A 24,062-nucleotide genomic window follows, 5' to 3' on the forward strand; every position below is an offset into this window, starting at 1 on the left:
ACGCACCGCACCCGCAAGCATCGGAAGGTGCGCCCGACGTGACCTCTCCGCCCCGCGTCGTCGTGGTCACCGGAGTCAGCCGATACCTCGGCGCCCGGGTGGCCGCTCGTCTCGCCGCCGATTCCCGGGTCGACCGCGTGGTCGGCCTGGATCCGCACGAACCGCCCACAGCTCTGCGCGAGCTGCTGGCCGACGTCGAGCTGATCCGGGCCGACGCTCGTGCGGCCTCCGGCGCCCTGGCCGGCTTGGGCGCCGAGGCCATCGTGCACCTCGCGGTGACCAGCGCGCCCGACCCGCAACACGGCCGGGCGGCGATGAAAGAGCAGAACGTTATCGGGACGATGCAGCTGCTCGCGGCCGCCCAGGCGGCACCGCGGCTGCGCAAGCTCGTGGTGCGTTCCTCCACGGCCGCCTACGGCGCGTCCTTCCGCGACCCCGGCGTCTTCACCGAGGACACGGAACCGCGGGCGGTGCCCCGGGGCTCGTTCGCGCGCGACATCCTCGACATCGAGGGTTATGTCCGCGGCTTCCGCCGCCGCCGGCCCGAGGTGGCGGCCACCGTGCTGCGGTTCGCCCCGTTCATCAGCTCGACGGCCGACACGACGCTGACGCGCTACTTCGCCCAGCCGGTCGTGCCGACCGTGCTCGGCCGCGACGCCCGGCTCCAGTTCGTCCACGTCGACGACGCGCTCGAGATCCTGCACCGCTCGATCGTCGAGGAGCACCCGGGCACCTTCAACGTGGCCGGGACCGGCATCCTCGCGCTCTCCCAGGCCATCCGCCGGGCCGGGCGCATCTCGGTGCCGCTGCCCGAGGGCACTCTCTCGACCCTGGCCGGCGTGGCCCGCAACGTGGGCATCGGCCAGATCGGCTTCGACCAGATCGACCTGTTCGTGCACGGCCGCGTGGTCGACACGACCCGCCTGGTCGCCGAGTTCGGCTTCACGCCGCGCACCACGGCCGAGGCGTTCGACGATTTCATCAAGGGCCACGCCAACGGCTCGTCGATCACCGCCGACCGGCTCGCCGCGGCCGAGAAGGCGATCCTCGACGGCATCCGCCGGGTGCGCGCCGGGGCCGCGTCCGGGGGTGACCGGCATTGAGTCAGGATGAATTCCGGAGCATGCTGCCGGGGCAGGCCGACTTCACTCTGCCCCGGCCGGCCGAGCCGGTGCGGGTCAACGGCCGACGTCCGATCCCGGAGGTGCCGTCCATGAACGGGAACGGCCACCACCCCGGCCTCGAGACGCCACCCGACCCGATCGATGTCTGGGATCAGCGTGTGGCTGCCGGGCTGGCCTTCCTGCGCCGCCGTTTCGCCGGCAACTACGAGGTCGATGACTTCGGCTTCGACCGCGAGCTCAACGACGCCGTCTTCCAGCCCCTGCTGCGAGTGCTCTATCACGACTGGTTCCGCACCGAGGTGTACGGCATCGAGAACGTGCCCAAGGACGGCGGCGCCCTGGTGGTCGCCAACCACTCGGGCACTGTCGCGCTCGACGCCCTGATGCTCGGGGTCGCCATCCGCGATCAGCACCCGCAGGAGCGCCACCTGCGCCTGCTCGGGGCCGACCTGGTGTTCCGCATGCCGGTGGTGAGCGAGCTGGCCCGCAAGTCGGGCGCGACGGTGGCCTGCAACCCCGACGCCGAGCGCCTGATGAGCACGGGCGAGTTGGTCGGCGTCTTCCCCGAGGGCTTCAAGGGCATCGGCAAGCGCTTCGCCGACCGCTACAAGCTGCAGCGCTTCGGCCGGGGCGGCTTTGTCTCGGCCGCGTTGCGCACGGGCACACCGATCGTCCCGGTGGCGATCGTCGGCGCCGAAGAGATCTATCCGATCCTGGCCGACCTCAAGCCGCTGGCCCGGCTGCTCGGCATGCCCTACTTCCCGATCACGCCGACCTTCCCGTGGCTGGGCCCGCTGGGCCTGGTGCCGCTGCCGAGCAAGTGGCTGATCCAGTTCTGCCCGCCGATCCCGACCGAGCACCTGACCGACCTGGCCGACGACCCGATGGTCGTCTACAACCTGGCCGACCAGGTGCGCGAGACCATCCAGGCCTCGTTGCTGGAACTGCTCGAGAAGAGGCCCGATCCGTTCGGTCTGTGACGGCTTGGTGCTTTTGAGTAGCGACCTGTGGGCCTATAGTGACAAGTGAGGGGCGGCCCCGGGGAAATCCCGGCACCGCCCCTCGCCATGTCTGGCTGTCGGCTGAGCTGTCAGTTGCTCCCGAAGATGCCGCCGAGCAGGCCACCCAGCCCGCCGTCGTCCTCTTCGCCGGCCGGCTGTTGTTGCCGCTGTTGTTGCTGGAAGGTGTCGTCGGCCGACGGGCTCGCCTGCAGCGGGGTGCCGCCGAGCGGCAGGTCCGGCGCCTGCGACGGCGTCCGCTGCTGGGCCGGCCGCCGAGCGCCGGCCGAGGTCGTCGGTGCAACGGCAGGGTCGCTCGCGCGCGGCGCCTTCACGTCGTCCTGTCCGGCCGTGCGCGGTTTCTGCTTGTCGTTCTGCCCGGACGAGCGCGACGGCGGAGCCTGAGCGTCCGTCTCGTCGCCGTCCGCGCAGCCCTTCAGCTTGGGCCCGAGCTTGTCGACGCCTGCCGAGACCGCGTTGTCGCAGTCCAGTCCGGTCCGCAGGCTTTCCGCGCGCTTGTTCACCGAGTCGAGCAGCCCGATCGACGTCAGCGCCCGCTCCTGGTTGGTGGCGGACAGCCGGGACAGTGCCGGCGTCAGCGTCCGGCGCTGCTGCTCGGCGAAGTTGTCGACGGTGGACAGCGGCTTGCTGTCCTTGCGGGCCACCGCCGACGTGGTGAGCAGCTTGACGCCCTTGCGGGTGTCGGCGTCCATGTCGTCGAGCACGCCGCCGAAGCCGGCGTCGTTGCCCGGCATGGCGACGGCCTCGGCCAGTCTGGTGCGGGCGAAGTCCAGCGACAGCTGGCCCCGCGTGACGTCCGAGCCGGCCATCGCCAGCTGGGCGCGTTCGGTCGAGCGCTTGACCCCGTAGAGGGCGTCGCCCGGTGATGCGTTCTCGCTAGCCGCGGAGATACCGGAGACCGCCAGCGCGCCGGCGGCTACCCCGATGACGATGGCGCCCCTGGCCCGGATGCGGCCACCGTGGCCGAGAAGTCCGTGCCGCAGCCGTCCGGTGCGGGCCGCAGCGGCCGGCTCGGGTTCGGTGTCGGCGGCCCGCGCGGTGTGGCCGATGCCGTCCCGCTCGGCCGTGGCGACCAGCATGGCCCGTAGCCCGGTGCGGAACTCGGGTTCGACCCGGGCCCCCGGACGTGCCGCGGACAGGCTGCTACCGATGGCGACCAGCTCGGCGAGCTGCTCATCGGCCGGACCGCGGCTGTGGTGCCGCCGGCCGCCGGTGCTCTCGTCGAGAAGCTCCGCGAAGCGCTCGGCGCTCCGCCGGTCGAAGAAGTCGAAGTTCACCGCGGGCACCTCCCCTCGCTCGTGAATGTCTCGCCGGCTGCATCGCCGGCGGTCGCGACGATGCCGGTGGCCGGCTGGGCCGCCCGGGGTCGCACTCGGACAAACGCGCGACACGCGTCCCCGGTTACGGGGACCAGCACCGCGCATCGGGTATTAGGCGAGAGCCCCGTCACGCTTGGAATCCATCCGGGAGGAGTCGTGCCAGCGCTCGCACTGCCCGGTACTGCAGTGCTTTGATCGCTCCTTCGTTCTTGCCCATGGTCTGTGCGGTCTCGGCCACCGAGAAGCCCTGGAGGAAGCGCAGCACGATGCACTCCTGCTGTTCCGGGTTGAGCTGCTTGACCGCGGTGAGCAGGGCGACGTTGGTGATGTGGTCGACCACCGAGGATTCCGGGCTGCCCTCGGGGCCGCGGGCCTCGCGGTCGGCGTCGAGCACGTCGCCGGTGGTGACCTCGAGGCGGTAGCGGCCCGACTTGAAGTGGTCGGCGACCAGGTTGCGGGCGATGGTCACGAGCCAGGCGCCGAGGTCGCGGCCCTGCCAGGTGAAGCTGCCGATGCGCTTGAGCGCGCGCAGGAACGTGTCCGAGGTGAGGTCCTCGGCCAGCTGGCGGTTGCCGACGCGGAAGTAGACGAACCGGAAGACGGTGTCGACGTACCGGTCGTAGATCAGGCCGAACGCCTCGGCCTCGCCGGCCTGGGCCCGTTCGACCAGCGCCCACACCTCGGCCGCGGCGTCACCGGGGTCGGGACGAGCCGGATACTTGGGCGGCTCGGAGTCGCGCTGAGGACCGGTGGTGCTCTGCGACGGAACAACCACAGTCTGCTCGCCCACGGCCGGCGCCTCGGGCAGGTTGCTGCGCTGGCCGGCGGTGGGCTGCGCGGGCATCGGTGGACGACCGGGCACGGCCACCCGGCCGCCGCCGGCCATCGGCTTGGCGTTGCCGGTGGGTGGCAGCCGCTGGCCCGGCGACTCGTTGATGTGGGGGCGGTTGCGGGTCCGCTTGGGTCCGTCGCCGCGGATGGTGTTGACGATCATGTCGTCGACCGAGCGGCGCAGGCCCGTCAGCCCGTCGGCGAGGGGTCGGTGGTACGGATCCCCGGCGTAAACATGACTCACTGCGCCTCCTCAACCCGGCGGCTCTGCTCCGACTGCTGATCCGTCCCGCCAGACAGGGATTGGCAGTGTTTCCGTGCTTTTTGTGGCACAGCGGCCTCCTCGGGATGAGGGGTGGAAACTCATAGCAAAAGGGGTGAAGTGGCCCGCGATACTGCCGACCGACCTCACCCAGGGTTTTGGAGTCCGTTACTCAGACGCGAAGTATCACGGACTCCGAACACACGGAGTCGCACACCGTGTGCGCTGCGCGAAAATAGTACGAAGTGGCGCAGACAAGACACAAGGAACGTCTGACACGATGACCGGCACGGGCACCCGGACGACGGACAAGTTGTCCGCCGTCCACTTCCGTGGATGTTTGTGCCAGACTCGTGCCTCGTGGACGAAGCAGCCCGCGACGCGGTCGCCGAGGCCGCGGCGCGCCGGCCCGCCGGCCCCGCGCTCATCACCGGCGAAACCACTCTGACCTGGTCCGATGTCGATCGGCGGGTGACCGCGGCGGCGCATCGGATCGCCGGGCTGGTGTCACCGGGCGGCCGCGTCGCGATCGTCCTCGGCACCTCGATCGAGTTCGTGGTGACCTACTTCGGTGTGTTGCGGTCCGGGCGCGTCGCCGTGCCGCTCAATCCCGCCTACTCGGCGGATGAGCTCGAGTTCGCGATCACCGACTCCGCCGCGGAGCTGATCGTGGCCGAGGAGGACGGGCCGGGTCGCGTACGCCCGCGATTTGATCTTGATTCGGCCGCGCCGGCCGGTGGCTTGCCCCAGGTGAAGGCGCGTGACCTGGCCGTGCTGCTCTACACCTCGGGAACCAGCGGACGGCCGAAGGGCGCGATGCTGACCCACGCCGCCCTGGACGCCAACCACGACCAGCTCGACGCGATCGATCCGCCGGTGGTCGGCGCCGACGACGTGGTGCTGCTCGCGGTGCCGCTCTTCCACGCGTACGGGCTCAACACCGGTCTCGGCTCCGTCGCGCACCACGCGGCGACCGGCGTGCTGATCGGCCACTTCGACCCGGCGGCCTCGCTGGCGATGATCGCCGAGCGCGGAGTGACCGTGGTGGTGGGCGTCCCGGGCATGTACTCCGCGTGGTCCCGGCAACCCGGCGTTCAGGTGGCACTACGCAGCGTGCGGTCGGCCGTGTGCGGCGCGGCCCCGCTGGTGCCCGACGAGATGGCCCGCTTCGGCGTCGCGACCGGCAAGACCATCGTGGTCGGCTATGGGCTGACCGAGACGGCGCCCGTGCTGACCACCACCGCGGTCAGCGACCGCGGCAAGCCCGGCTCGATCGGGCGGCCGCTGCCCGGCGTCTCGCTGCGGCTGCGCTCCCCGGCCGGTCAGGTGCTCTGGGAGGACGGCACCGCGTCGCCCGAGGAGGACCTGGCCGAGCTCGACCTCTCGGTCGAGGACGTGGCCGGCACCGACCCGGGGGAGATCGTGGTGCGCGGGGCCAACCTCTTCTCCGGCTACTGGCCCGACGGGCGCGGCGGCCCCGGACCCGATGGCTGGTGGGCCACCGGGGACGTCGCCTACGCCGACGCCGACGGCGACCTGCATCTGGTCGACCGGGTCGACGACCTGATCCTGGTGCACGGCTTCAATGTGTATCCGGCCGAGATCGAGCGGGTGCTGGCCTCGCACCCCGGCGTGGCGGAGTCGGCCGTGCTCGGGGTGCCCGACGACGAGTCCGGGCAGCGGCCGCACGCGTTCGTGGTGGCCGCCATCGACCCGCCGCCGACCCCGGCCGAGCTGCAGGTCTACTGCGCCGCCCAGCTGGCCCGGTTCAAGCTGCCCACGGTCGAGCTGGTGCGTGAGCTTCCCCACTCGGCTACCGGCAAGGTCCGCAAGAGAGAGTTGTTGGCATGAGCCGAGTGACTTTGATCAGCCGGGACGGCTGCCATCTGTGTGAGGAAGCCGAGGCCGTCCTCGACCGGATCATTCCTGGCCAGTGGGTACGGGTCGACATCGCGACGTCGATCGAGCTCGAGCGCGACTACGGCGACCGGGTGCCGGTGGTGCTGCTCGACGGGGCCGAGCACGGCTACTGGCGGGTGGAAGAGTCCCGCTTGTTGCGCGATTTGGCTCGACAGCCGGGGGAGCCCCGGCTGTAGGTTCTTACGCCGTGGCGCGTACTCACCTGGTTTGGGACTGGAACGGCACCCTTCTCGACGACCTCAGTCTGGTGGTCTCGTCGACCAACGAGGCCTTCGCGGCGTTCGGCGGGCGGGCGGTCGACGCCGACGAGCATCGCCGCCGGTTCCGCCGCCCGGTGGCCGAGTTCTACGCCGAGGTGCTCGAGCGGGCGGTCGACGACGAGGAATTCGGCCGGCTCGACCGGATCTTTCATGACGCGTACCGGCTCGGGCTGACGAACATGACGCTGGCGGCGGACGCCTCGGCCGCGCTGAAGGAGTGGCCGGGTACGCAGTCCCTGCTCTCCATGTGGTTCCACAGCGAGCTGGTGCCGGCGGTCGAGACGTACGGCCTGGCCGGGATCTTCGCCCGGGTCGACGGGCTACGGGCCGAGCTGGGCGGGCACCTCAAGGCGGGCCACCTGGCCGAGCACCTGGCCGGGCTGGAACTCGACGGCGAACAGGTCGTGCTGATCGGGGACTCTCTCGACGACGCGGCCGCGGCCGACGCGGTGGGGGGAAAGATCGTCCTCTACACGGGCGGATTCACCGACCCCTCGCGGCTGCGTGCCTCGGGTCGTCCGGTCGCGGACACTCTGGTCGAAGCGGTCGCGATCGCCCGTACGCTGTAGCAGGGTGGTCGGTGCCGGGCCGAGCCGGGCATACTCGAATCTTGCGGTCTTTAACACGCCGGATGATCTTTGTCCACCTGCACCACCAAGATCGCGATTTGTGCACACCTTCACAAGCGCCTACTCTTTGATTCCGGAGAGCCCCGGTAGCACAGCCGGTTCAACCAGGCGCCCGAGGGCTCGCAGGTTCGCCACCTCGTCGGCACGGAGTCAGATGAGCCAGCAGCGTCACGGAAGCACGCCCGGCAATGCCCCCGGCGAGCGCACCGGTGCCGTCACAGCCTTCCCGGATCTGCCGGAGGCGACGATCGCACGACTGCCCGAATATCTTCGCGCCCTGCACAATTTGGGCGAGGCCGGTGCGGACACCGTCTCCAGCGAGGGTCTGTCCGCCGCGGCCGGGGTCAACTCGGCCAAGCTTCGCAAGGATCTCTCGCACCTGGGGTCGTACGGCACGCGGGGTGTCGGCTACGACGTCACCCTGCTGATCGAGCAGATCGAGTACGTGCTCGGCCTCGACCAGCGCCGGGCGGTCTGCCTGGTCGGCCTCGGTAACCTCGGTCACGCGCTGGCCGGCTACGACGGCTTCGCCAGCCGCGGCTTCAAGATCGTCGCGCTCTTCGACGCCGACGCGTCCAAGGTCGGCGAAGAGATCCAGGGCCTGACCGTGCGTCACATCGAAGAGCTGGGCCGCGTCGCGGTGGAAGAGAACATCGCGATCGGCGTGATCGCCACCCCGGCCGGCGCCGCCCAGGCGGTCGCCGACGTGCTGGTCGACGCGGGCGTCACCAGCATCCTGAACTTCGCTCCGTGCGTGCTCTCGGTGCCGGCCAACGTCGACGTGCGCAAGGTCGACCTGGCCATCGAGCTGCAGATTCTTTCTTTCCATGAACACCGCAAGGCATCGCTGACCGCGTTGCCGGGCGGCCGGTCCGCCACGGCGGCGGGCAACCAGGAGGCGGTCGGGTCGTGAATCTCCTCAGCGTCGGTGCGTCCTACCGCACCGCCGATGTCGCCACGCTCGAACGGCTGGTGATCGCCGATCACGCGCTGCCCGGACTGCTGGACAAACTCGTCGCCCAGCCGTTCGTCGGCGAGGCCGTCGTCCTCTCCACCTGCAACCGGATGGAGATCTACGCGGCGGTCAACACATTCCACGGCGGCCTCGGCGACATCTGCAACGTGCTCGCGGAGTTCTCCGGCATCCCCGCCACCGAGCTGGCCGGTCACCTCTACGTGCACTACGACGAGGCGGCGGTGCTGCACTCGTTCAAGGTCTCCAGCGGCCTCGACTCGATGGTCGTGGGTGAGTCCCAGATCCTGGGCCAGCTGCGCGACGCCTATCACGTGGCGAGCGAGGCCGACACCGCCGGCCGCCTGCTCCACGAGCTGATGCAGCAGGCGCTGCGGGTCGGCAAGCGGGCGCACGCCGAGACCGGCATCGACCGGGCCGGGCAGAGCGTGGTGACCGCGGCCCTCGACGTCGCCGAGGCCACGCTGGGCGACCTGGACGGCAAGCGCCCTCTGGTGATCGGCGCGGGCGCGATGGGCGCGCTGTCGGTGGCCACCCTGACCCGGGCCGGCGTCGGTCCGCTCCGCATCACCAACCGCAGCGCCGCCCGGGCCGATCGGCTCGCCGAGGCGTACGGCGCGGTCGCGGTGCCGTACGACGATCTGGACGCTGCCCTGCGCGAGGCCGACCTCGTCGTCTCGGCCACCGCGTCGACCCAGCCGGTGCTCACCCGCGAGCGCCTCGAGGCGGCGGCCCCGCTGGTCGTGCTCGACCTGGCCGTCCCGCGCGACGTGGCCCCCGACGCGACCGGCATCCCGGGCGTGACGGTGATCGACATCGACAGCCTGGCCGCCACCCGCCGCTCGCTGCCGGCCGCGGCCGAGACCGCCGCCGTCGAGCAGATCGTCACCAGCGAGGTCGACCACTTCCTGGCCTGGCTGCGGGGCGCCGACATCGCGCCGACCGTGGCCGCGCTGCGCACCCGGGCCGAGGACGTGGTCGCCGCCGAGCTGCGCAAGCTCTACTCGCGCCGGTCGGAATTCAGCGAGGAGCAACGGGCCGACGTTTCCCGTACGCTGCATCGCGTCGTTCAGCAACTGCTGCACTCACCGACCGTGCGGGTGCGCCAGCTCGCCGCCGAGCCCGGTGGTGATCAGTACGCCACCCTGCTGCGCGAGCTATTCGACCTGGACGTGCCGCATGCCACCCCGGCCGATGCGGTTCCTGAGATCGGAGGACCGGCGTGACCAGCCCCTTGCGCCTTGGCACGCGCGGCAGCACGTTGGCGCTGGCCCAGTCGCAGCTGACGGCCGACGCGCTGACCGCGGCCACCGGCCGTCCGGTCGAGCTGGTGCGCATCGTCACTCCGGGCGACCGCTCCTCGGCCCCGGTCGCCCAGCTCGGCGTGGGTGTCTTCGTCTCGGCGCTGCGCGACGCGCTGCTCGCCCGTGAGATCGACTTCGCCGTCCACTCCTACAAAGACCTGCCCACAGCCGCGCACCCGGGACTGCACATCGCGGCCGTCCCGCCGCGTGAGGACCCGCGTGACGCGCTGATCGCCAAGGGCGGCCAGACCCTGGCCGAGCTCCCGCCCGGCTCCGTGATCGGAACCGGAGCGGTGCGCCGAATCGCGCAACTGCATGCTTTGGGCCTAGAGTTGCAGGTCACGCCGATCCGCGGGAACATCGACAGCCGGATCGCCCGGGTTCGCGGACCCGAGGCCGATCTGGACGCAGTTGTTCTCGCCCGGGCCGGTGTGGTGCGAATCGGCAGGGCCGCCGACATCGCTGAAACGCTCGACCCGATGCTCATGCTGCCCGCCCCGGCTCAGGGTGCGCTGGCCGTGGAGTGCCGGGCCGACGACTCCGACCTGGTCGAACTGCTGGCCGCGCTCGACCACGCACCGTCCCGGGCCGCCGTCCTGGCGGAACGGGCGATGCTTGCCACGCTCGAGGCCGGGTGCTCCGCCCCGGTTGCGGCACACGCCGAGCTCGCCGAAGGCGAGGACGGTGACGAGATTTACCTGCGCGGTGCGGTGATCAGCCCGGATGGGGTTCGAGCCATCCGGCTGTCGCGTACCGGAACGCCCGCCGACGCGGCGGAGATCGGCAAGGCGCTCGCCGCCGATCTCCTCGACGCCGGCGCCGACACCCTGATCGGGAGCACAGAATGACCACCCGCACCGCCCGTAAGCCAGCAGGACGCATTGCGTTCGTCGGCGCCGGCCCCGGCGACCCCGAGCTGCTGACCCGCCGCGCGCACGCCGCGCTCACCGACGCCGACCAGGTGGTCTACGACCGCGGTGTGCCCGATTCCCTCCTGGCCGCCATCCGGTCCGAGGCCAAGCAGGACGCTCAGTTCAGCCCGGCCGAGGGCGCGCCCGGCGACGTCGCCAAGGTGCTGCTCTCCGCGGCCAAGTCCGGTCTCTCGGCCGTGCACCTCGTGGCCGGTGACCCCTTCGGCCACGAGTCCGTGGTCAAGGAGGTGCAGGCGATCGCCCGCACCGCGGTGCACTTCGAGGTCGTGCCCGGCCTCGGCCAGGCCGAGGGTGTCGCCACCTACGCCGGTGTGCCGCTGCCCGGCGTCCGGGTGACGGCCGACGTCGGCGACGTGGCCGCTCTCGACTTCGACGCGCTCGCCGCCGCGGCCCTCAAGGGCTCGTTCGCGGTCGCCGTCGACGCGGGTGACCTGGCCGCCGTCCGCGACGGTCTGCTCGCCTCGGGCGTCGAGCCTGGCACCGCGGTCGCGGTGACCGGCGACGGCACCGGCGAGACGCAGTACACGACGACGTCCACGGTCGACAGCTTCGTCGCCGCCGCGCTCGGTTTCACCGGCCGCGTCGTGCTGACGGTCGGCTCCGAGGTCTCCGAGCGCGACACCATGAGCTGGTGGGAGAACCGGCCCCTGTACGGCTGGAAGGTGCTGGTGCCGCGCACCAAGGAGCAGGCGGGCGCGATGAGCGCGCGGCTGCGGGCCTACGGCGCGATCCCGTGCGAGGTGCCGACCATCGCGGTCGAGCCCCCGCGCACCCCGGCCCAGATGGAGCGGGCGGTCAAGGGGCTGGTCGACGGCCGGTACGCCTGGGTCGTCTTCACCTCGGTCAACGCCGTCCGCGCGGTCTGGGAGAAGTTCGACGAGCACGGTCTCGACGCCCGCCACTTCGGCGGCGTGAAGATCGCCTGTATCGGCGAGGCCACGGCCGAGGCCGTACGCGCCTTCGGCATCCAGCCCGAGCTGCTCCCCAAGGGCGAGCAGTCGAGCGAGGGCCTGCTGGCCGAGTTCTCGCCGCACGACGAGATCCTCGACCCGGTCGGCCGGGTGCTGCTGCCCCGGGCCGACATCGCCACCGAGACGCTCGCCGCCGGGCTCATCGAGCGCGGCTGGGAGGTCGACGACGTGACCGCCTACCGGACCGTCCGCGCGGCGCCGCCGCCGGCCGAGATCCGCGACGCGATCAAGTCGGGTGGCTTCGACGCGGTGCTCTTCACCTCGTCCAGCACCGTACGCAACCTGGTCGGCATCGCCGGCAAGCCGCACGCCCGCACGGTGGTCGCGGTGATCGGCCCGAAGACCGCCGAGACGGCCACCGAGTTCGGCCTGCGCGTCGACGTCCAGCCCCAGCACGCGTCCGTGCCGGATCTGGTCGAGGCGCTGGCTTCGTACGCGGTGGAACTGCGCGAGAAGCTGGCGGCCATGCCGGCCAAGCAGCGCCGGGGCTCCAAGGTCCAGGGACCCACCGCGCTGCGTTTCCGCTAGATCGAGCTTCCGCCAAGGAGCGTCATGTTTCCGGATGTCCGTCCGCGCCGCCTCCGCCGCAGCCCGGCCATGCGCCGCCTGGTCGAAGAGACCAGGCTGGCGCCGGCCGAGCTGATCCTGCCCCTCTTCCTGAAGGAGGGGCTGACCGAACCGCGCGAGATCAGTTCGCTTCCCGGCGTGCTGCAGCACTCGCGCGAGTCGCTGCGTAAGGCCGCCCACGAGGCGGTCACGGCGGGTGTCGGCGGGCTGATGCTGTTCGGCGTGCCGACCAGCGAGCACAAGGACGCGTCGGGCTCGGCCGGGCTCGACCCGGATGGGATCCTGAACGTCGGCATCCGGGACCTGATCTCCGAGGTCGGCGACTCCACGGTCGTCATGGGCGATCTGTGCCTGGACGAATTCACGTCGCACGGACACTGTGGGGTGCTCGCCGCCGACGGCTCGGTGGACAACGACGCCACTCTGGAGATCTACGCCGAGATGGCCGTCGCCCAGGCCCAGGCGGGCGTCCACATGGTCGGGCCGTCGGGGATGATGGACGGCCAGATCGGCGTTGTCCGGCGCGCTCTGGACAAAGCGGGCTACCAGGACGTTTCGGTGCTGGCCTACTCGGCGAAGTACGCGGGCGCTTTCTACGGCCCGTTCCGCGAGGCCGTCGAGTCGACGCTGCAGGGCGACCGCCGGCAATACCAGCAGGACCCGCCCAACCTGCGGGAGGCGCTGCGCGAGGTCGACCTGGACGTGGCCGAGGGCGCCGACATCGTCATGGTGAAGCCGGCGCTGCCCTATCTGGACGTGATCGCGGCGATCCGCGGACGGGTCACCGTGCCGGTCGCGGCCTACCAGGTCAGCGGCGAGTACGCGATGGTCGAGGCGGCCGCCCGCAACGGCTGGATCGACCGTGAGCGGGTCATGCTCGAGTCGCTCACCTCGATCAAGCGGGCCGGCGCCCAGATCACGCTGACCTACTGGGCCACCGAGGTCGCCCAGATGCTGCGCAACCGCTACTGACTCAGTCGTCGTCAGCTTCTAGTCGTCGTTGCGGATGGTGCCCGTGCCGGTGCCGTCCAGAGTGCGTACGGGATAAAGCGCGGCCGCCTCGAGCGTGAGTTGCTCGTCGTGCTCGCGCAGGCGGTCGCCGCGTACCTGGATCGGGAAGTCGACGCCGGTCGCGCCGGCCGGGATCGTGCGGCAGCCCAGGTAGGGGTCGAAGTCGGCGTACGGCAGGGTCGTCGTGCCCGGAACCGTCGCCGCGCAGACCGTGAGATCCCGGGTCAGCGGCCGGCTCAGCGTCACCGGGAAAATCATGGGCGTACGGCCGGCGTGGCCCTCGATCACACTGGCGTCACCCACCGACAGCCCGGCTCGTGCCTCGAACCGCGCCACCTGCGGGTCGTGGTCGCTCAGCCCGCGCGTGGCGCTTTCCGGATGGTCGGCGTTGACGTGGGCCGCCCGCATGTCGATCAGGTCGCCGTACAGGCCGTCGTTGACGAAGAGCTGGTCGAGCGTCTGGGCCTGCCCGTCGAAGACGTACGAGTAGGCGGACGACGGCGCGTCGGCGACCAGATCGTCCCAGAGGTTGTGCAGGCCGGTGGCGTAGAGCGGGCCCAGTTGGTCGCCGGGTGCGGCCGGCGTCGGGTCGTCGGGCCGGGGGAAGACGTTCAGATCGCCGCCCAGCACTACCCGCGCGTTCGGGTGGGCCACCTCGATGGCGTCGGTGATCGCCGCCCCGTACGCCGCCTGCTCGCGCCGCTGTCCGACCCGGGTCTCCGGGCCCGACGAGAAGTGGTTGCTGATCGCCCAGAGTTGGTAGCGGTCGGCCGAGCCCGGCGCCGCGCGCACCTCGAACAGACCGACCTGCGGGGCTCGGGTGAAGACGTTGCTGCCGTCCACCCCGGTCGTCCGGTCGACGTCGGCCGGCAGCACCGCGTTGACCGTCTTCGGGTTGGACACCTCGGCGTTGGCCGGCAGCGCAGCGCCGCGATAGACGATCTGCGGCGCAGAGCCGAGCACCGGGTCGGCGCCGGTGGCCGTGCCGAGGGACACCCGGTCGGTGCGGTAGAGGAACCCTGACACGATGCCGCGGGCGTCGGCGCCGCTGCGGTCGGACGCCGCGTCGTACGCCGGTCCGCCGTTGCGGGTGATCGTCAGCGCCAGCTCCTGCAGCGTGTCCGGCTTGCCGTCGGCGTTGTCGGCCGGGCCGCAGCTCAGCGCCCTGCCGGCGACGCGGCAGACGTCCTGGTCCTCGGCCTCCTGCACCAGGATCAGGTCGGGGCTGTGCAGGTCGGCGGTCACCTGGCGGGCCAGCCGCGTCAGCCGCGTGTCGTAGGCGGCCTGGCTGCCGGGCACGTAGTCGAACGGCGGGTTGACGCCCGGGCAGCCGGCGTTGCCGGTGAAGTCGCAGCCGTCGTTCGGGTCGTCGCGGAAGTCGTACAGGTTCTCGACGTTGAACGTCGAGACGGCCAGTTCGCGCTGCCGGTCGGCGGGCTGCGGCGGGTGGTTGGCGGCCGGGTCGGCGCCGGCCCGGAAGCCGACCCCCGCGACCTGGATGCCGTACTTGTTGAAGGCGTAGTAGACACCGCCGACCGCGTCGCCGGTGGTCGTGTCGAAGGTGCGGGCCGGCGGCAGCGTCCTACCGGTGGCCTTGACACCCATCGGCCCGATCATGATCCGGTTGCCGTTGCCGTCGCCCTTGGTGTCGTCCAGCGGATGGGCGTCGCGAAAGACCCTGCGCGCGTACGGGTCGGCCCGCCTGAGCAGGGGGTCGTCGCGATCGACGAGCCAAACCTCGGCGTCCTGGGTGGACGCGAACGTCTTGGTGTTCGACACGGCGCCGGCGCCGGCGCGCACCCGCAGTTGCATGCCCTCGTGCTGTTCCCAGAACAGGTCGGCGGCCGGTTTCTGCGCGGGTGGGACGGCGTCGTCGACCTGCGCCTCCGTCGCGACGTCGAGCCCGGTGGCCAGGGTGGTGACCCACTCGGCGCTGGTGAGCTGGGTGAGGTTGAAGAACTCGGCGACCCGCGCGTTGACGATGATCTCGTCCCCGGCCCTGGGGGCGTAGTCGCCGATCAGCGTGGTGAAGGCGCCGAGGAAGACGAAGACGCCGTCGGAGCTGGCCGGATCGCCGTCGGTGTTGCTCTTGCGGCTCTGCAGGAAGAAGCCGTGCTGCGCGACGCCGGCGCTGGTGTGCGACAGGGTGAGCTGGGTGACCACGCCGCGTACGGGCACCTTGGCCGCACTCGAGCCGTTGCCCGAAGCCGGGGCCAGCGTGGACCGGGCCGCGGTGCCCTGGACGGCGCCGACGGTCAGGGGCTCGTCGGCGGTTCTCTCGGCGGCGTGGGCTGTGCCCGGGATCAGCAGGCCGACCAACGCAACCAGTGGCAACAATCGGTGACCCAGCACGGCGCCTCCACCGCGACGAAGTCGCGCATAAGGAACGAGGCGGCCCGGTCCGCGCTCTCCGCGGAGAGAGACCACACCCCGAACTCGTGGACCGGCGTTTCGGCGTCCGGTCGCAGAAGTTGAGCTTAGTCGATGGACTCCAGGCTTTGAACCAGTTGCGCGACGTCGGCGCCGTACTCGTACCAGTCGCGGTCGGCCTGGTAGCCCAGCTCAGCGTTGACCTTGAGCATCGACTCGTTGTGCTGCGCGTTCCAGGTCTGCACCTCGCGCAGCTCGGGCTCGGCCGACCGCAGTTCGAACAGCATGCGCGCCTTGATCGCCCGGTCGATGCCGTAGCCGCGGTGGTCGCGCACGACAATCGTGTCGTACTGGTCGGCCCGCTCGGGGTGGTGGGCCGGGACCACGACCTCGGTCAGCCCGGCGACGACCTGGCTCTCGTCGTGCAGGGCGAGCACGATGTACGGCTTCAGGCCGCGCTTGTGCAGCGTGTCGAGCGAGTCGCGCAGCCGCTGCGGGTCGGAGGAGCGGGGCGCCAGGTCGAGGTCGTCATCGTCGTCGGGCGCCTCGAGCTTGGCCTGCGCGTACGCCTCGAGCAGATGGTCGGGCGGACCGCCGGGGTGGAACTCGACCCGGTAGCCGGCGCCGATGCTGTTGGACATGACGGTCAAAGCGGGCCAGTCCACGCTGGACAGCGAAAGCACGCTGCGCGTCTCGACGTACTCCTTCTCGAAGCCCAGCGCCTCGTAGAACGCGATGGCCGGAGTGCCGCCGATGGCTTCGACCCCGATGCTGGAGAAACCCTCGAGGTAGGCCCGGCGCACGGCGACCGCCACCAGCTGGCGGCCCAGGCCGCGCCGGCGCAGGCGGGGCTGCACGATCACCTCGAGCACGCCGATGTCGCCGAGCAACAGCATGCTGATGTGGGCGAAGATCTCACTCTCGCCCTCGGGCAGCCGGTCGTCCTCGGCCACCCAGCTGATCCGCCGCTCGCCGGGCATGGTCTCGGCCAGATAGTCACGGACCTGTCCGTCGATCCACGGCGGGTCGTCGGGGAGATCGGTGGCGAGCACCGTGTTCACCGTCTCCACGAGCGACCGGATCTCCTCCGCCGAAGCGGCCCGGGGATCCCACTCACGCACCCTCACCCGTACAGCTTGCCGGTAAGCGCACCGTCTGGGAAGTGCTCCGACCGTAAATGTGTAGGTACTGTCACTCTGCGTGCATGATTCCGCATCAGCCGCGCGACCGGCGTCCGTAGTCGTTCGCCGCGTCGAAGACCTTCTGCGCGTACGGGCGGACGGCGTTGTACGAGAGAATCGAGTCCCACCACGCCTCGGGCTTGGTGAGGTCACGTCCGCCCTGGCAGAGGTAGGTGGCGGCGGTCAATGACGCATCGTCGATGTCGTTGGGGTCGGCCACGCCGTTGTTGTCGGCGTCCACCTTGTAGGAGTTCCAGGTGGCCGGGATGAACTGCAGGGGCCCGACGGCCCGGTCGTAGGTGGTGTCCTGGTCGAGCGCGCCCCGGTCGGTGTCCGGGATCAGCTGCCGCCCACCCTTGCCGTCGAGCGGAAGCCCGAAGATCGGCGGCATCGCGGTGCCATCGGTGGAGAGCACAGCCCCGTTGGCCGCCCCGTGCGAAGACTCGATCTTGCCCAGTGCGGCCAGCGTGGTCCAGCTCAACCGGCAGGCAGGTGTGGTGCGCTGAAGCACCAGCTCGGCGTAGCCGTAAGCCTGCACCGCCACAACCGGGATCCCGAGCCGCGTGCCCATCGTGCCCGCCCATCCGGCCAGCGCATCGGCCGGTCGCCCACCTGTCTGCACAGCCCCCGTCGGCGGGAGAGTCGCACCCACCGCTCCGGTCGGAGCGACCGTGCCGGGCAGCCCACCCGGCACCCCGCCCGTCGGCCCACCCGGTAGCCCGCCCGGCACCCCGTTCGGATCGACACCCGGCAGCCCGCTGCCCGTCACCCCGCCCGGCTGACCCACCGAGGGCAGCCCGCCCGCCGCGCCGAGCGGGAACCCGGGCGAGGCACTCGGCGAGGGCGCGGCCTGAAGAGCCTGCGGCACCAGATAGGCGCCCGCGGCGCCGGCCGCCCCGAGCAGCAAGGCGGCGATGACCGCCGGCACGATGAGCCGGCCACTGGGCCGCTTGGCCCAAGCCGCGGTGCTCCGCCCGACCCGCCCCACCGCTCGGACCGGAGCAGCTCGCCGCAGCCGCCCCGGCCGCCGGACAGCCGCCACAGCAGCAGTGCCGCCGCTAGTCTTCGCCGCCCCGCTCGCCGCTGCGCCGTTTGCAGTCGCTCCGCCGTTTGCTGCCGCTCCGCCGTTTGCTGCCGCTCCGCCGTTTGCTGCCGCTCCGCCTACTGCTGTTCCGCTTGCTGAACCTACGCCGGGTGCTGTCGCGCCTGCTGCCGTTCCGCTTGCGGTTGCCGTGCCGCCCGCCGCCGCTTCGCTTGGTGGTGTCGCCGCGCCGCCTGCTGCTGTCCCGCTGGCCGTTGCCGCCCCGCCTGCACCGCTCGTCGCCGGTTCGACTGTTGCCGGTCTGCTGTCCGTGCTACTCGTCGCTGGCTTTCCGCTTGGCGCGCCCGTCGCCGGCCCGTCGGTGGACGCAGACACAGCGTTCGCCGGTGCGGGCGTGCTCGCCGAGTTGCCGTCAACTGCCTTGTTGCCGGGCGCAGTCCCTTGTGGGCTGTCGGCGGGCGTCCTTTGTGCTGGGATGGCCGTAGGACCGGCGTCCTGGGCACTGGGCGGTGTCGCCGCGCTGGGAGTGCTCGGAGCGTCGCTCGGGTTTGCGGCGCCCGCACTGTTCTTACCAGCGTCGGGTGCGCCCTCTGGGCCGGCGCTGGCCGCAGGCGACGCCGGGCCGGGGAGAGGGGCTGCGCCGGAGCTTGCCAGCGGCCCAGCCTGATGCGGAGCCGCAGCTCTCAGCTCGGGCTCTGCCACCGGTTTCTCCTGCCGCTCCGCCACGCGGACGACACTACCCAACCCAGGCCCGCCGCGAGGGGCCGCGTTGAAGCCTGTGGATAACTCCCGGACGACGCACCGGCTGGCTGTTTCGCCACGACCGGGAGGCCCTACTCTTCTCCCATGCCGCGTTACGAGTTCCGCTGCCGCGCATGCGGCGACACGTTCGAGGTCGTCCGGCCGATGAGCGAGGCCTCTGCTCCTTCGACGTGTCCGCAGGGCCACGCCGACACGGTGAAGCTGCTGTCGGCCGTCGCCGTCACCGGTCGCGGCGCGGGCGCCCCGACCGGCCCGGCCGCCCCCACCGGCGGCGGCTGTTGCGGCGGCGCTTGCGGCTGCTGACGCCGATCAGCGCCACTCGACCGGCCGCCCCCGGTGAGTCGCTCCCAGCGGAAGGAGCGCTTGCCGGTAGCGGCTCGACCTGCGGTGGCGCCTGACCGGCCGCGCTCACAGCGAACCACCGGCAGAGATTCGTAGCGTGCGTCGACGGCCGGAGCCACGATGCCCCAGCGACCCGACCTGGATGATCAACAGGGCAGTGATTCGGGCGGCGCCGGCGGCGTTCTGAAGCATCGAGGACGGCTCCCATCAGGTGGGGGCGGGTATCGATCGAGAATCACCCTCCCGGATGGTGAGACCGACGATCTCTTTCGGGCCACACGCTCCACCTGGGCTGATCTTTCTCCTTTGGCGGACCAGCAGTGCGACCTGCCGCGGACAAGCCCGAAATATGATGATCTAGCTGAGCGAAACGGCAGGCCTCAGGTCCGGCCGGGCCGCATCGGCGGGTGCCTCTTGCGGGTCCCGCCGAACAGTCGGCCCGAACTGGCCGACTGCGGCGTGACCCGGCTCGATCCATTTCGTTACGTCACGCGTAGTGCTGTACGAAGCCGGCGATGTCCTCCGTCCGGGGTCGGCCGTGGCGGGTGGATGGTCACTGTCCGTTTCTACGATGGCCGGTGACGCTGTGATACGTCAGCATGAGACGCGACTTCCCAAAGGGGGCGGAGGTTCCACCGTGTCGGGACGGACCGAGCTGCCGAGTGGGCTGGTGACCTTTGTGTTCACCGACATCGAGGGCTCGACGCGGTTGGCCCGGATGCTCGGCGACGACTACGGCTCGGTCCTCGGCGATCACCGCTGCGTGATGAGGGCTGCGCTGAGCGACTTCGGCGGTGTCGAACTATTCACGGAGGGTGACAGCTTTTTCATCGCCTTTCAGGATGCGACCGCAGCGATCGCGGCCTGTGTGGAGGCTCAAAGGCAACTGTCCGCACATGAGTGGCCCAGTGCCGAGGTCGCGCCCCGGGTCCGCATGGGCATGCACACGGGGCCGGCCCGGCCGGTCGGGGGCGAGTACGCCAGCGCCGAGGTCCACCGGGCGGCCCGGGTTGCCGCCGCCGCGCACGGCGGCCAGATCCTCTGCTCGGGCGCGACGATGCTGGCCGTCCTGACGTCGGGGGCGCCCGTCCCTTTCGCCCTGACCGTGCCCCGGGCCGCGGAGCCGCCGCGGGCCCGGACGGGGGCCGATGTCGACCTGCTCGACCTCGGCCCGCACCGCCTGCGCGGCTTCGACGACGACGAGCGCCTGTTCCAGATCCTCGCGCCCGGCCTCGACCGGGACTTCCCGCCGCCGCGCACGCCGGGCGCCGCCACCCACAACCTGCCGGTCCCGCTGACCGCCTTCACGGGCCGCCGAGCCGAACTGGCCGAGCTCACCGCCCTGGTCGACCGCCACCGCATGGTCACCGTCGTCGGACCCGGTGGCTCCGGCAAGACGCGGGTTGCCCTGGCCGCGGCCGGGCAGCTGCTGGAGGCGTACCCCCAAGGGGTCTGGACGGTCGACGCCGGAGACGCCACCGACGCGCTGGTGCCCGCGCTGGCCGCGGCCCTTGGAGTGCGCACCGAGCCGGGCCGCCCGATCCTCGAGTCGCTGCTGGAACACTGCGCTGACCGGCAGATGCTGCTGGTCCTGGAGACCGCCGACGTCGCACCCGCGGTCTGCGCCACCCTCGTACGCCGTCTGCTCGCCCGTTGCCCGCGCCTCGACGTGCTGGTCACCAGCCGGGTGCCGCTCAACGTGGCCGGCGAGGTCGTCTGGAACCTTCCGCCGCTGTCGCCTGCGGACCTGTTCGCGCTGCTCTCCGAGCGCACCGCCGAAGCCCGGGGCGGCCGTCCGGGCCCGATCGAGGACCACACCGACCTGTCGCAGGTCGCCGCCCGGCTCGAGGGCTCGCCACTGGCGGCTGAGCTGGCTGCGATCCGGCTGCGTTCGCTGTCGGCCGAGCAACTCGCCGCCCGCCTCGACGATCCGCTGGCCGCGCTCGACCCGGTCAACGCCGAGGCCGAGGACAGGCACGGCAGCCTCACCGCCAACCTGGACTGGTCGTACCGGACACTCAGCACTCCCGCCGCCGGTCTGCTGCGGCGGCTGGCGGTCTTCGCCGGCACCGTCGATCTCGGCACGGTCGAGTGGTGCGGCGTCGAGGCTCTGGGCGCGCTGTCCGAGCTGGCCGACAAGTCCCTGATCGAGCTCGTGCCGGGTCCGCGCTACCGGCTGTCGGGCCAGGTCCGGGCGTACGCGTCCCGCCGCCTCACCGCGGCCGGCGACGAGCGTGCCGCCCGCGACCGTCATGTCGCCTGGGCGATGCACACGCTGGACGCCGTATCGGTGGACACCGACGGCCAGCCGCGAACCACCTCCCTGACCGAGCTGGCGCCCTACGTGCCCGAGTGGGAGACCGCGCTGCACTGGGCCGCCAACAAGGGCAGCGTCCGCTCCGGCCTGCGTCTGGCGCTCGCTCTCGACCCGTGGTGGCGCGAGCACGACCACGCGGCGGAGGGGCGCGACCTGCTGTACCGCCTCTACCAGCGACTGGACGGGGTGGATGTCGAGCCGGGCGTGCTCGGGTCCGCCCATCTCGTGCACGCCGGTCTGGCCGACGACCGTACCGAGCGCGCCCGCTTCCTCGACCGTGCCGAGCGGATCGCCCGAGCCGAGGACGATCACGCGCTGCTGGTACGGGCCCTGGCCGGGCGCCGCAGCACGCTGATCGAGGCCGGGCACTACGAGCAGGCCGAGCAGCTGTGCCGCGACGTCATCGCCGAAGCCGAGCGGGCCGGCGTGTCCGAGGCGGCGCTCCCGGCCGTGATCGCCCTGGCCGAGCTGCTCTGGCGGCGGGATGAGCTGACCGGGGCGGCTGAGTTGCTGGGCGCGGCCCGGCAGGCCGAGGCGAGCTGCCCCGAGCATCGCGGCAAGCGGACCGTGGACTGGCTGCTGGGCATGGTCGCGCTGCGCCGGGGCGACCTCGTGGCGGCCCACGACCACCTGGTGGTGGCGCTGCGCTCGCGGCTGCGCCACGGTTTCAGCGGTGCGGCGGCCGATGCGGTGGCCGCCATCGCGGTCCGCTGTTCGCTGGGCGGTGACCCGACGACCGCCGCGGTGCTGTTCGGCGGGGCCGAGGCGGCGCGGGGAGCCCGGCGTACGGAGATGTTCGGGCGCTTCTGGTCGGCCCAGCAGCTCGCCCTGCGTACGTCGCTGGGTGATGCCGCCTTCGACGTCGCGTACGCCGACGGGGTCGGTCTGGGCTTCGACCGGATCGTCGCGATGGCCCTGGCCGTCGAGCACCCCGACCTCGAGGACGGGGCCGTCCGCTTCGCCCAGACGCTGCGGGGCTGACCAACGCACGCGGATGTTCCTGAACGATGATTAATGTGATGTCCTGGATAGTCGGCCCGGACACGATCGCTATGGTGTCTCCGTGCGGGGCATCACATGATCCATCTGCCGAGGGTCCGGAAGGGCCCTCTTCGTGCGCTGGCCATCCGGCTGGCGCTCGCGCTGGCGCTCGTGCTGGCCACGGTGACCGTCATCTATCTCGACCGGGACGGCTACCGGGACGTCAACGAGGACGGTCTGACGCTGCTCGACTGCTTCTATTACGCGGTCGTGTCGCTCTCCACCACCGGGTACGGCGACATCACGCCGGTCACCCCGCACGCCCGGCTGGTGAACGTCCTGTTCATCACCCCGGCCCGCGTGCTCTTCCTGATCATCCTGGTCGGCACCACCCTCGAGGTGCTCACCGACCAATATCGCAACAGCCTGCTTGTCAGCCGGTGGAGGCGACAGTTGAAGGACCACATCGTCATCTGCGGTTACGGCACGAAGGGCCGGGCCGCGGTCGCCGCGCTGCTGGAGACGGGTTACACCAAGAACCGGATCGTCGTCGTCGAGAGCCGCCCCGAGGGCGTGCGCCAGGCCCAGTCCAACGGCCTGGTCACCATCGAGGGCAACGCGACCCGGTCGGCGGTGCTGCTCGAGGCCGACGTCAAGAACTGCAAGGCGGTGATCATCGCGACCGACACCGACGAGGCCTCGGTGCTGATCTCGCTGACCGTACGCCAGCTGACCGCCGGCCAGGTGCGGATCATCGCCTCGGTCCGCGAGCAGGAGAACGCCGCCCTGCTCAAGCAGAGCGGCGCGCACCACGTCATCGTCTCGTCGGCCACTGCGGGCCGGCTGCTGGGTCTCACGACCACCGCGCCGCCGCTCATCGACGTGGTGGAAGACCTGCTCACCCCCGGTCAGGGCATGGCGCTGGCGATGCGCAGCGCCGAGCGCTCCGAGGTGGGCCAGAATCCCCGTCAGCTGCGGACGCTGGTCGTCGCCCTGATCCGCCGGGGCAAGGTGCTGCCGCTCGGCGGCGAGCAGACCGTCCCCATCGAGACCGGCGACATGATCGTCTACATCCGCGACGAGACCAGCGACGTCAACGTCGCTGTCTAGGGTTTGCGGCCGACCCCGGCGAACTCGGACACCTTGTCGGTGATGCCGGGGTGCGCCGGGTCGGGCCGCCACGCCGAGCACGTCACGACGCCGGGCTCGAGCAGCTCGAGGCCGGTGAACCAGGCGGTGATCTCATCCCGGGTGCGAGCGGTGATCGGCGCGGCGCCGCTCTCGTTCCACTGGCGCATCGACTTTTCCACCGCGGGTCCGTTGACCTCGGTGGTGGGGTGCGAGATGACCAGATAGCTGCCGGCCGGCACCGCCTCGACCAGCCGGCGGACCACGGCGTACGCCTCGGCGTCGTCGACCACGAAGTTGACGATGCCCAGCAGCATGATCGCGACCGGCTGGCTGAAGTCGATCGTCCGGGCGGCGCTGTCGAGAATGGTCGCCGTGTCGCGCAGGTCGGCGTCGATGTAGTCGGTGGCGCCCTCGGGGCTGCTGGTCAGCAGCGCCCGGGCATGCGCCAGCACCATCGGGTCCTTGTCGACGTAGACGACGCGGCTGGCGGGTGCGACGGCCTGGGCCACCTCGTGGGTGTTGCCGGCGGTGGGCAGCCCGGTGCCGATGTCGAGGAACTGGCGGACACCCGCCTCGCCGGCCAGGTGGCGGACGGCGCGGCCGAGGAACTCCCGGTTGGCCCGGGCCGACTGGACCAGCTCGGGCATCAGCGCCAGCGCGTACTCGGCGGCCTCGCGGTCGGCGGCGAAGTTGTCCTTGCCGCCGAGCAGGTAGTTCCACAGCCGAGCCGAATGGGCGACCTCGGTGTTCAACGCCCGGTGCAGCTCAGGATCGGTGTGTAGCTCAGGATCGGTCACGGCAGACCCCCGGCCTC

Annotated in this window: 18 protein-coding genes and 1 pseudogene; 13 read left to right on the top strand and 6 right to left on the bottom strand. The window is 71.4% G+C overall.

Annotated features, from left to right (window positions below; translation table 11 throughout):
- The first annotated feature begins 38 nt into the window (after positions 1 to 38).
- Positions 39 to 1,103 (top strand): NAD-dependent epimerase/dehydratase family protein, encoded by a 1,065-nt coding sequence (locus KXC43_RS24675; RefSeq protein WP_221378503.1) that lies wholly within the window; start codon positions 39 to 41, stop codon positions 1,101 to 1,103.
- Positions 1,100 to 2,104, top strand: coding sequence for a lysophospholipid acyltransferase family protein (locus tag KXC43_RS24680; protein ID WP_221378504.1), 1,005 nt, complete (start codon positions 1,100 to 1,102; stop codon positions 2,102 to 2,104). The genes KXC43_RS24675 and KXC43_RS24680 overlap by 4 nt, the downstream gene beginning before the upstream one ends.
- Positions 2,105 to 2,214: 110 nt before the next feature.
- Here KXC43_RS24680 and KXC43_RS24685 read toward each other — a convergent pair whose 3' ends face one another.
- Positions 2,215 to 3,420, bottom strand: coding sequence for a DUF5667 domain-containing protein (locus tag KXC43_RS24685; protein ID WP_221378505.1), 1,206 nt, complete (start codon positions 3,418 to 3,420; stop codon positions 2,215 to 2,217).
- 169 nt (positions 3,421 to 3,589) lie between these two features.
- Positions 3,590 to 4,456: an ECF subfamily RNA polymerase sigma factor, BldN family gene (locus tag KXC43_RS24690; protein ID WP_221378567.1), complete on the bottom strand. Its 867-nt coding sequence runs from the start codon at positions 4,454 to 4,456 to the stop codon at positions 3,590 to 3,592.
- A 435-nt stretch (positions 4,457 to 4,891) separates the two neighbouring features.
- Between KXC43_RS24690 and KXC43_RS24695 the strand changes: the two genes are divergently transcribed.
- From KXC43_RS24695 to hemB, 8 genes are all read left to right on the top strand, one after another.
- On the top strand, positions 4,892 to 6,406 hold the full coding sequence (locus tag KXC43_RS24695) for an AMP-binding protein (protein WP_221378506.1): 1,515 nt from the start codon (positions 4,892 to 4,894) through the stop codon (positions 6,404 to 6,406).
- Positions 6,403 to 6,651: a glutaredoxin family protein gene (locus KXC43_RS24700; RefSeq protein WP_221378507.1), complete on the top strand. Its 249-nt coding sequence runs from the start codon at positions 6,403 to 6,405 to the stop codon at positions 6,649 to 6,651. The genes KXC43_RS24695 and KXC43_RS24700 overlap by 4 nt, the downstream gene beginning before the upstream one ends.
- 11 nt (positions 6,652 to 6,662) lie before the next feature.
- Positions 6,663 to 7,304, top strand: a complete 642-nt coding sequence (locus tag KXC43_RS24705) for an HAD family hydrolase (RefSeq protein WP_221378508.1) — start codon at positions 6,663 to 6,665, stop codon at positions 7,302 to 7,304.
- Between the two features lie 214 nt (positions 7,305 to 7,518).
- Complete coding sequence (locus tag KXC43_RS24710) at positions 7,519 to 8,277, top strand: redox-sensing transcriptional repressor Rex (RefSeq protein WP_221378509.1); 759 nt, start codon at positions 7,519 to 7,521, stop codon at positions 8,275 to 8,277.
- A complete protein-coding gene (locus KXC43_RS24715) occupies positions 8,274 to 9,563 on the top strand; it encodes a glutamyl-tRNA reductase (protein ID WP_221378510.1) in 1,290 nt (429 codons plus the stop codon). Before KXC43_RS24710 ends, KXC43_RS24715 begins: the two co-directional genes overlap by 4 nt.
- Positions 9,560 to 10,489, top strand: coding sequence for a hydroxymethylbilane synthase (gene hemC, locus KXC43_RS24720; protein ID WP_221378511.1), 930 nt, complete (start codon positions 9,560 to 9,562; stop codon positions 10,487 to 10,489). The genes KXC43_RS24715 and hemC overlap by 4 nt, the downstream gene beginning before the upstream one ends.
- Positions 10,486 to 12,072 carry a bifunctional uroporphyrinogen-III C-methyltransferase/uroporphyrinogen-III synthase gene (locus KXC43_RS24725; RefSeq protein WP_221378512.1) on the top strand — a complete coding sequence of 529 codons (1,587 nt, stop codon included), beginning with the start codon at positions 10,486 to 10,488 and terminating at the stop codon, positions 12,070 to 12,072. The genes hemC and KXC43_RS24725 overlap by 4 nt, the downstream gene beginning before the upstream one ends.
- A gap of 24 nt (positions 12,073 to 12,096) precedes the next feature.
- Positions 12,097 to 13,083 (top strand): porphobilinogen synthase, encoded by a 987-nt coding sequence (hemB, locus tag KXC43_RS24730; protein ID WP_221378513.1) that lies wholly within the window; start codon positions 12,097 to 12,099, stop codon positions 13,081 to 13,083.
- 18 nt (positions 13,084 to 13,101) lie between these two features.
- Here hemB and KXC43_RS24735 read toward each other — a convergent pair.
- From KXC43_RS24735 to KXC43_RS24745, 3 genes and pseudogenes are all read right to left on the bottom strand, one after another.
- Positions 13,102 to 15,393 (bottom strand): annotated as a pseudogene (locus tag KXC43_RS24735) (DUF8508 domain-containing protein); the annotation flags it as partial.
- A 206-nt stretch (positions 15,394 to 15,599) separates the two neighbouring features.
- On the bottom strand, positions 15,600 to 16,619 hold the full coding sequence (locus tag KXC43_RS24740) for a GNAT family N-acetyltransferase (protein WP_221378515.1): 1,020 nt from the start codon (positions 16,617 to 16,619) through the stop codon (positions 15,600 to 15,602).
- Between the two features lie 88 nt (positions 16,620 to 16,707).
- Positions 16,708 to 17,661, bottom strand: a complete 954-nt coding sequence (locus KXC43_RS24745; protein ID WP_221378516.1) for a lytic transglycosylase domain-containing protein — start codon at positions 17,659 to 17,661, stop codon at positions 16,708 to 16,710.
- 900 nt (positions 17,662 to 18,561) lie between these two features.
- Between KXC43_RS24745 and KXC43_RS24750 the strand changes: the two genes are divergently transcribed.
- From KXC43_RS24750 to KXC43_RS24760, 3 genes are all read left to right on the top strand, one after another.
- Entirely contained in the window at positions 18,562 to 18,780 is a 219-nt protein-coding gene (locus KXC43_RS24750; protein ID WP_221378517.1) for an FmdB family zinc ribbon protein, read from the top strand.
- A 676-nt stretch (positions 18,781 to 19,456) separates the two neighbouring features.
- Positions 19,457 to 22,117 (top strand): adenylate/guanylate cyclase domain-containing protein, encoded by a 2,661-nt coding sequence (locus KXC43_RS24755; protein WP_221378518.1) that lies wholly within the window; start codon positions 19,457 to 19,459, stop codon positions 22,115 to 22,117.
- 96 nt (positions 22,118 to 22,213) lie between these two features.
- Positions 22,214 to 23,227 carry a potassium channel family protein gene (locus KXC43_RS24760; protein WP_221378519.1) on the top strand — a complete coding sequence of 338 codons (1,014 nt, stop codon included), beginning with the start codon at positions 22,214 to 22,216 and terminating at the stop codon, positions 23,225 to 23,227.
- On the opposite strand, the gene KXC43_RS24765 is transcribed toward KXC43_RS24760, so the two are convergent.
- Complete coding sequence (locus KXC43_RS24765) at positions 23,224 to 24,045, bottom strand: SAM-dependent methyltransferase (RefSeq protein WP_308129238.1); 822 nt, start codon at positions 24,043 to 24,045, stop codon at positions 23,224 to 23,226. The two genes, KXC43_RS24760 and KXC43_RS24765, sit on opposite strands and share 4 nt — an antisense overlap.
- Positions 24,046 to 24,062: the final 17 nt, after the last annotated feature.

Source organism: Paractinoplanes polyasparticus (genome assembly GCF_019710575.1).
Classification (GTDB): Bacteria; Actinomycetota; Actinomycetes; order Mycobacteriales; family Micromonosporaceae; genus Actinoplanes; species Actinoplanes polyasparticus.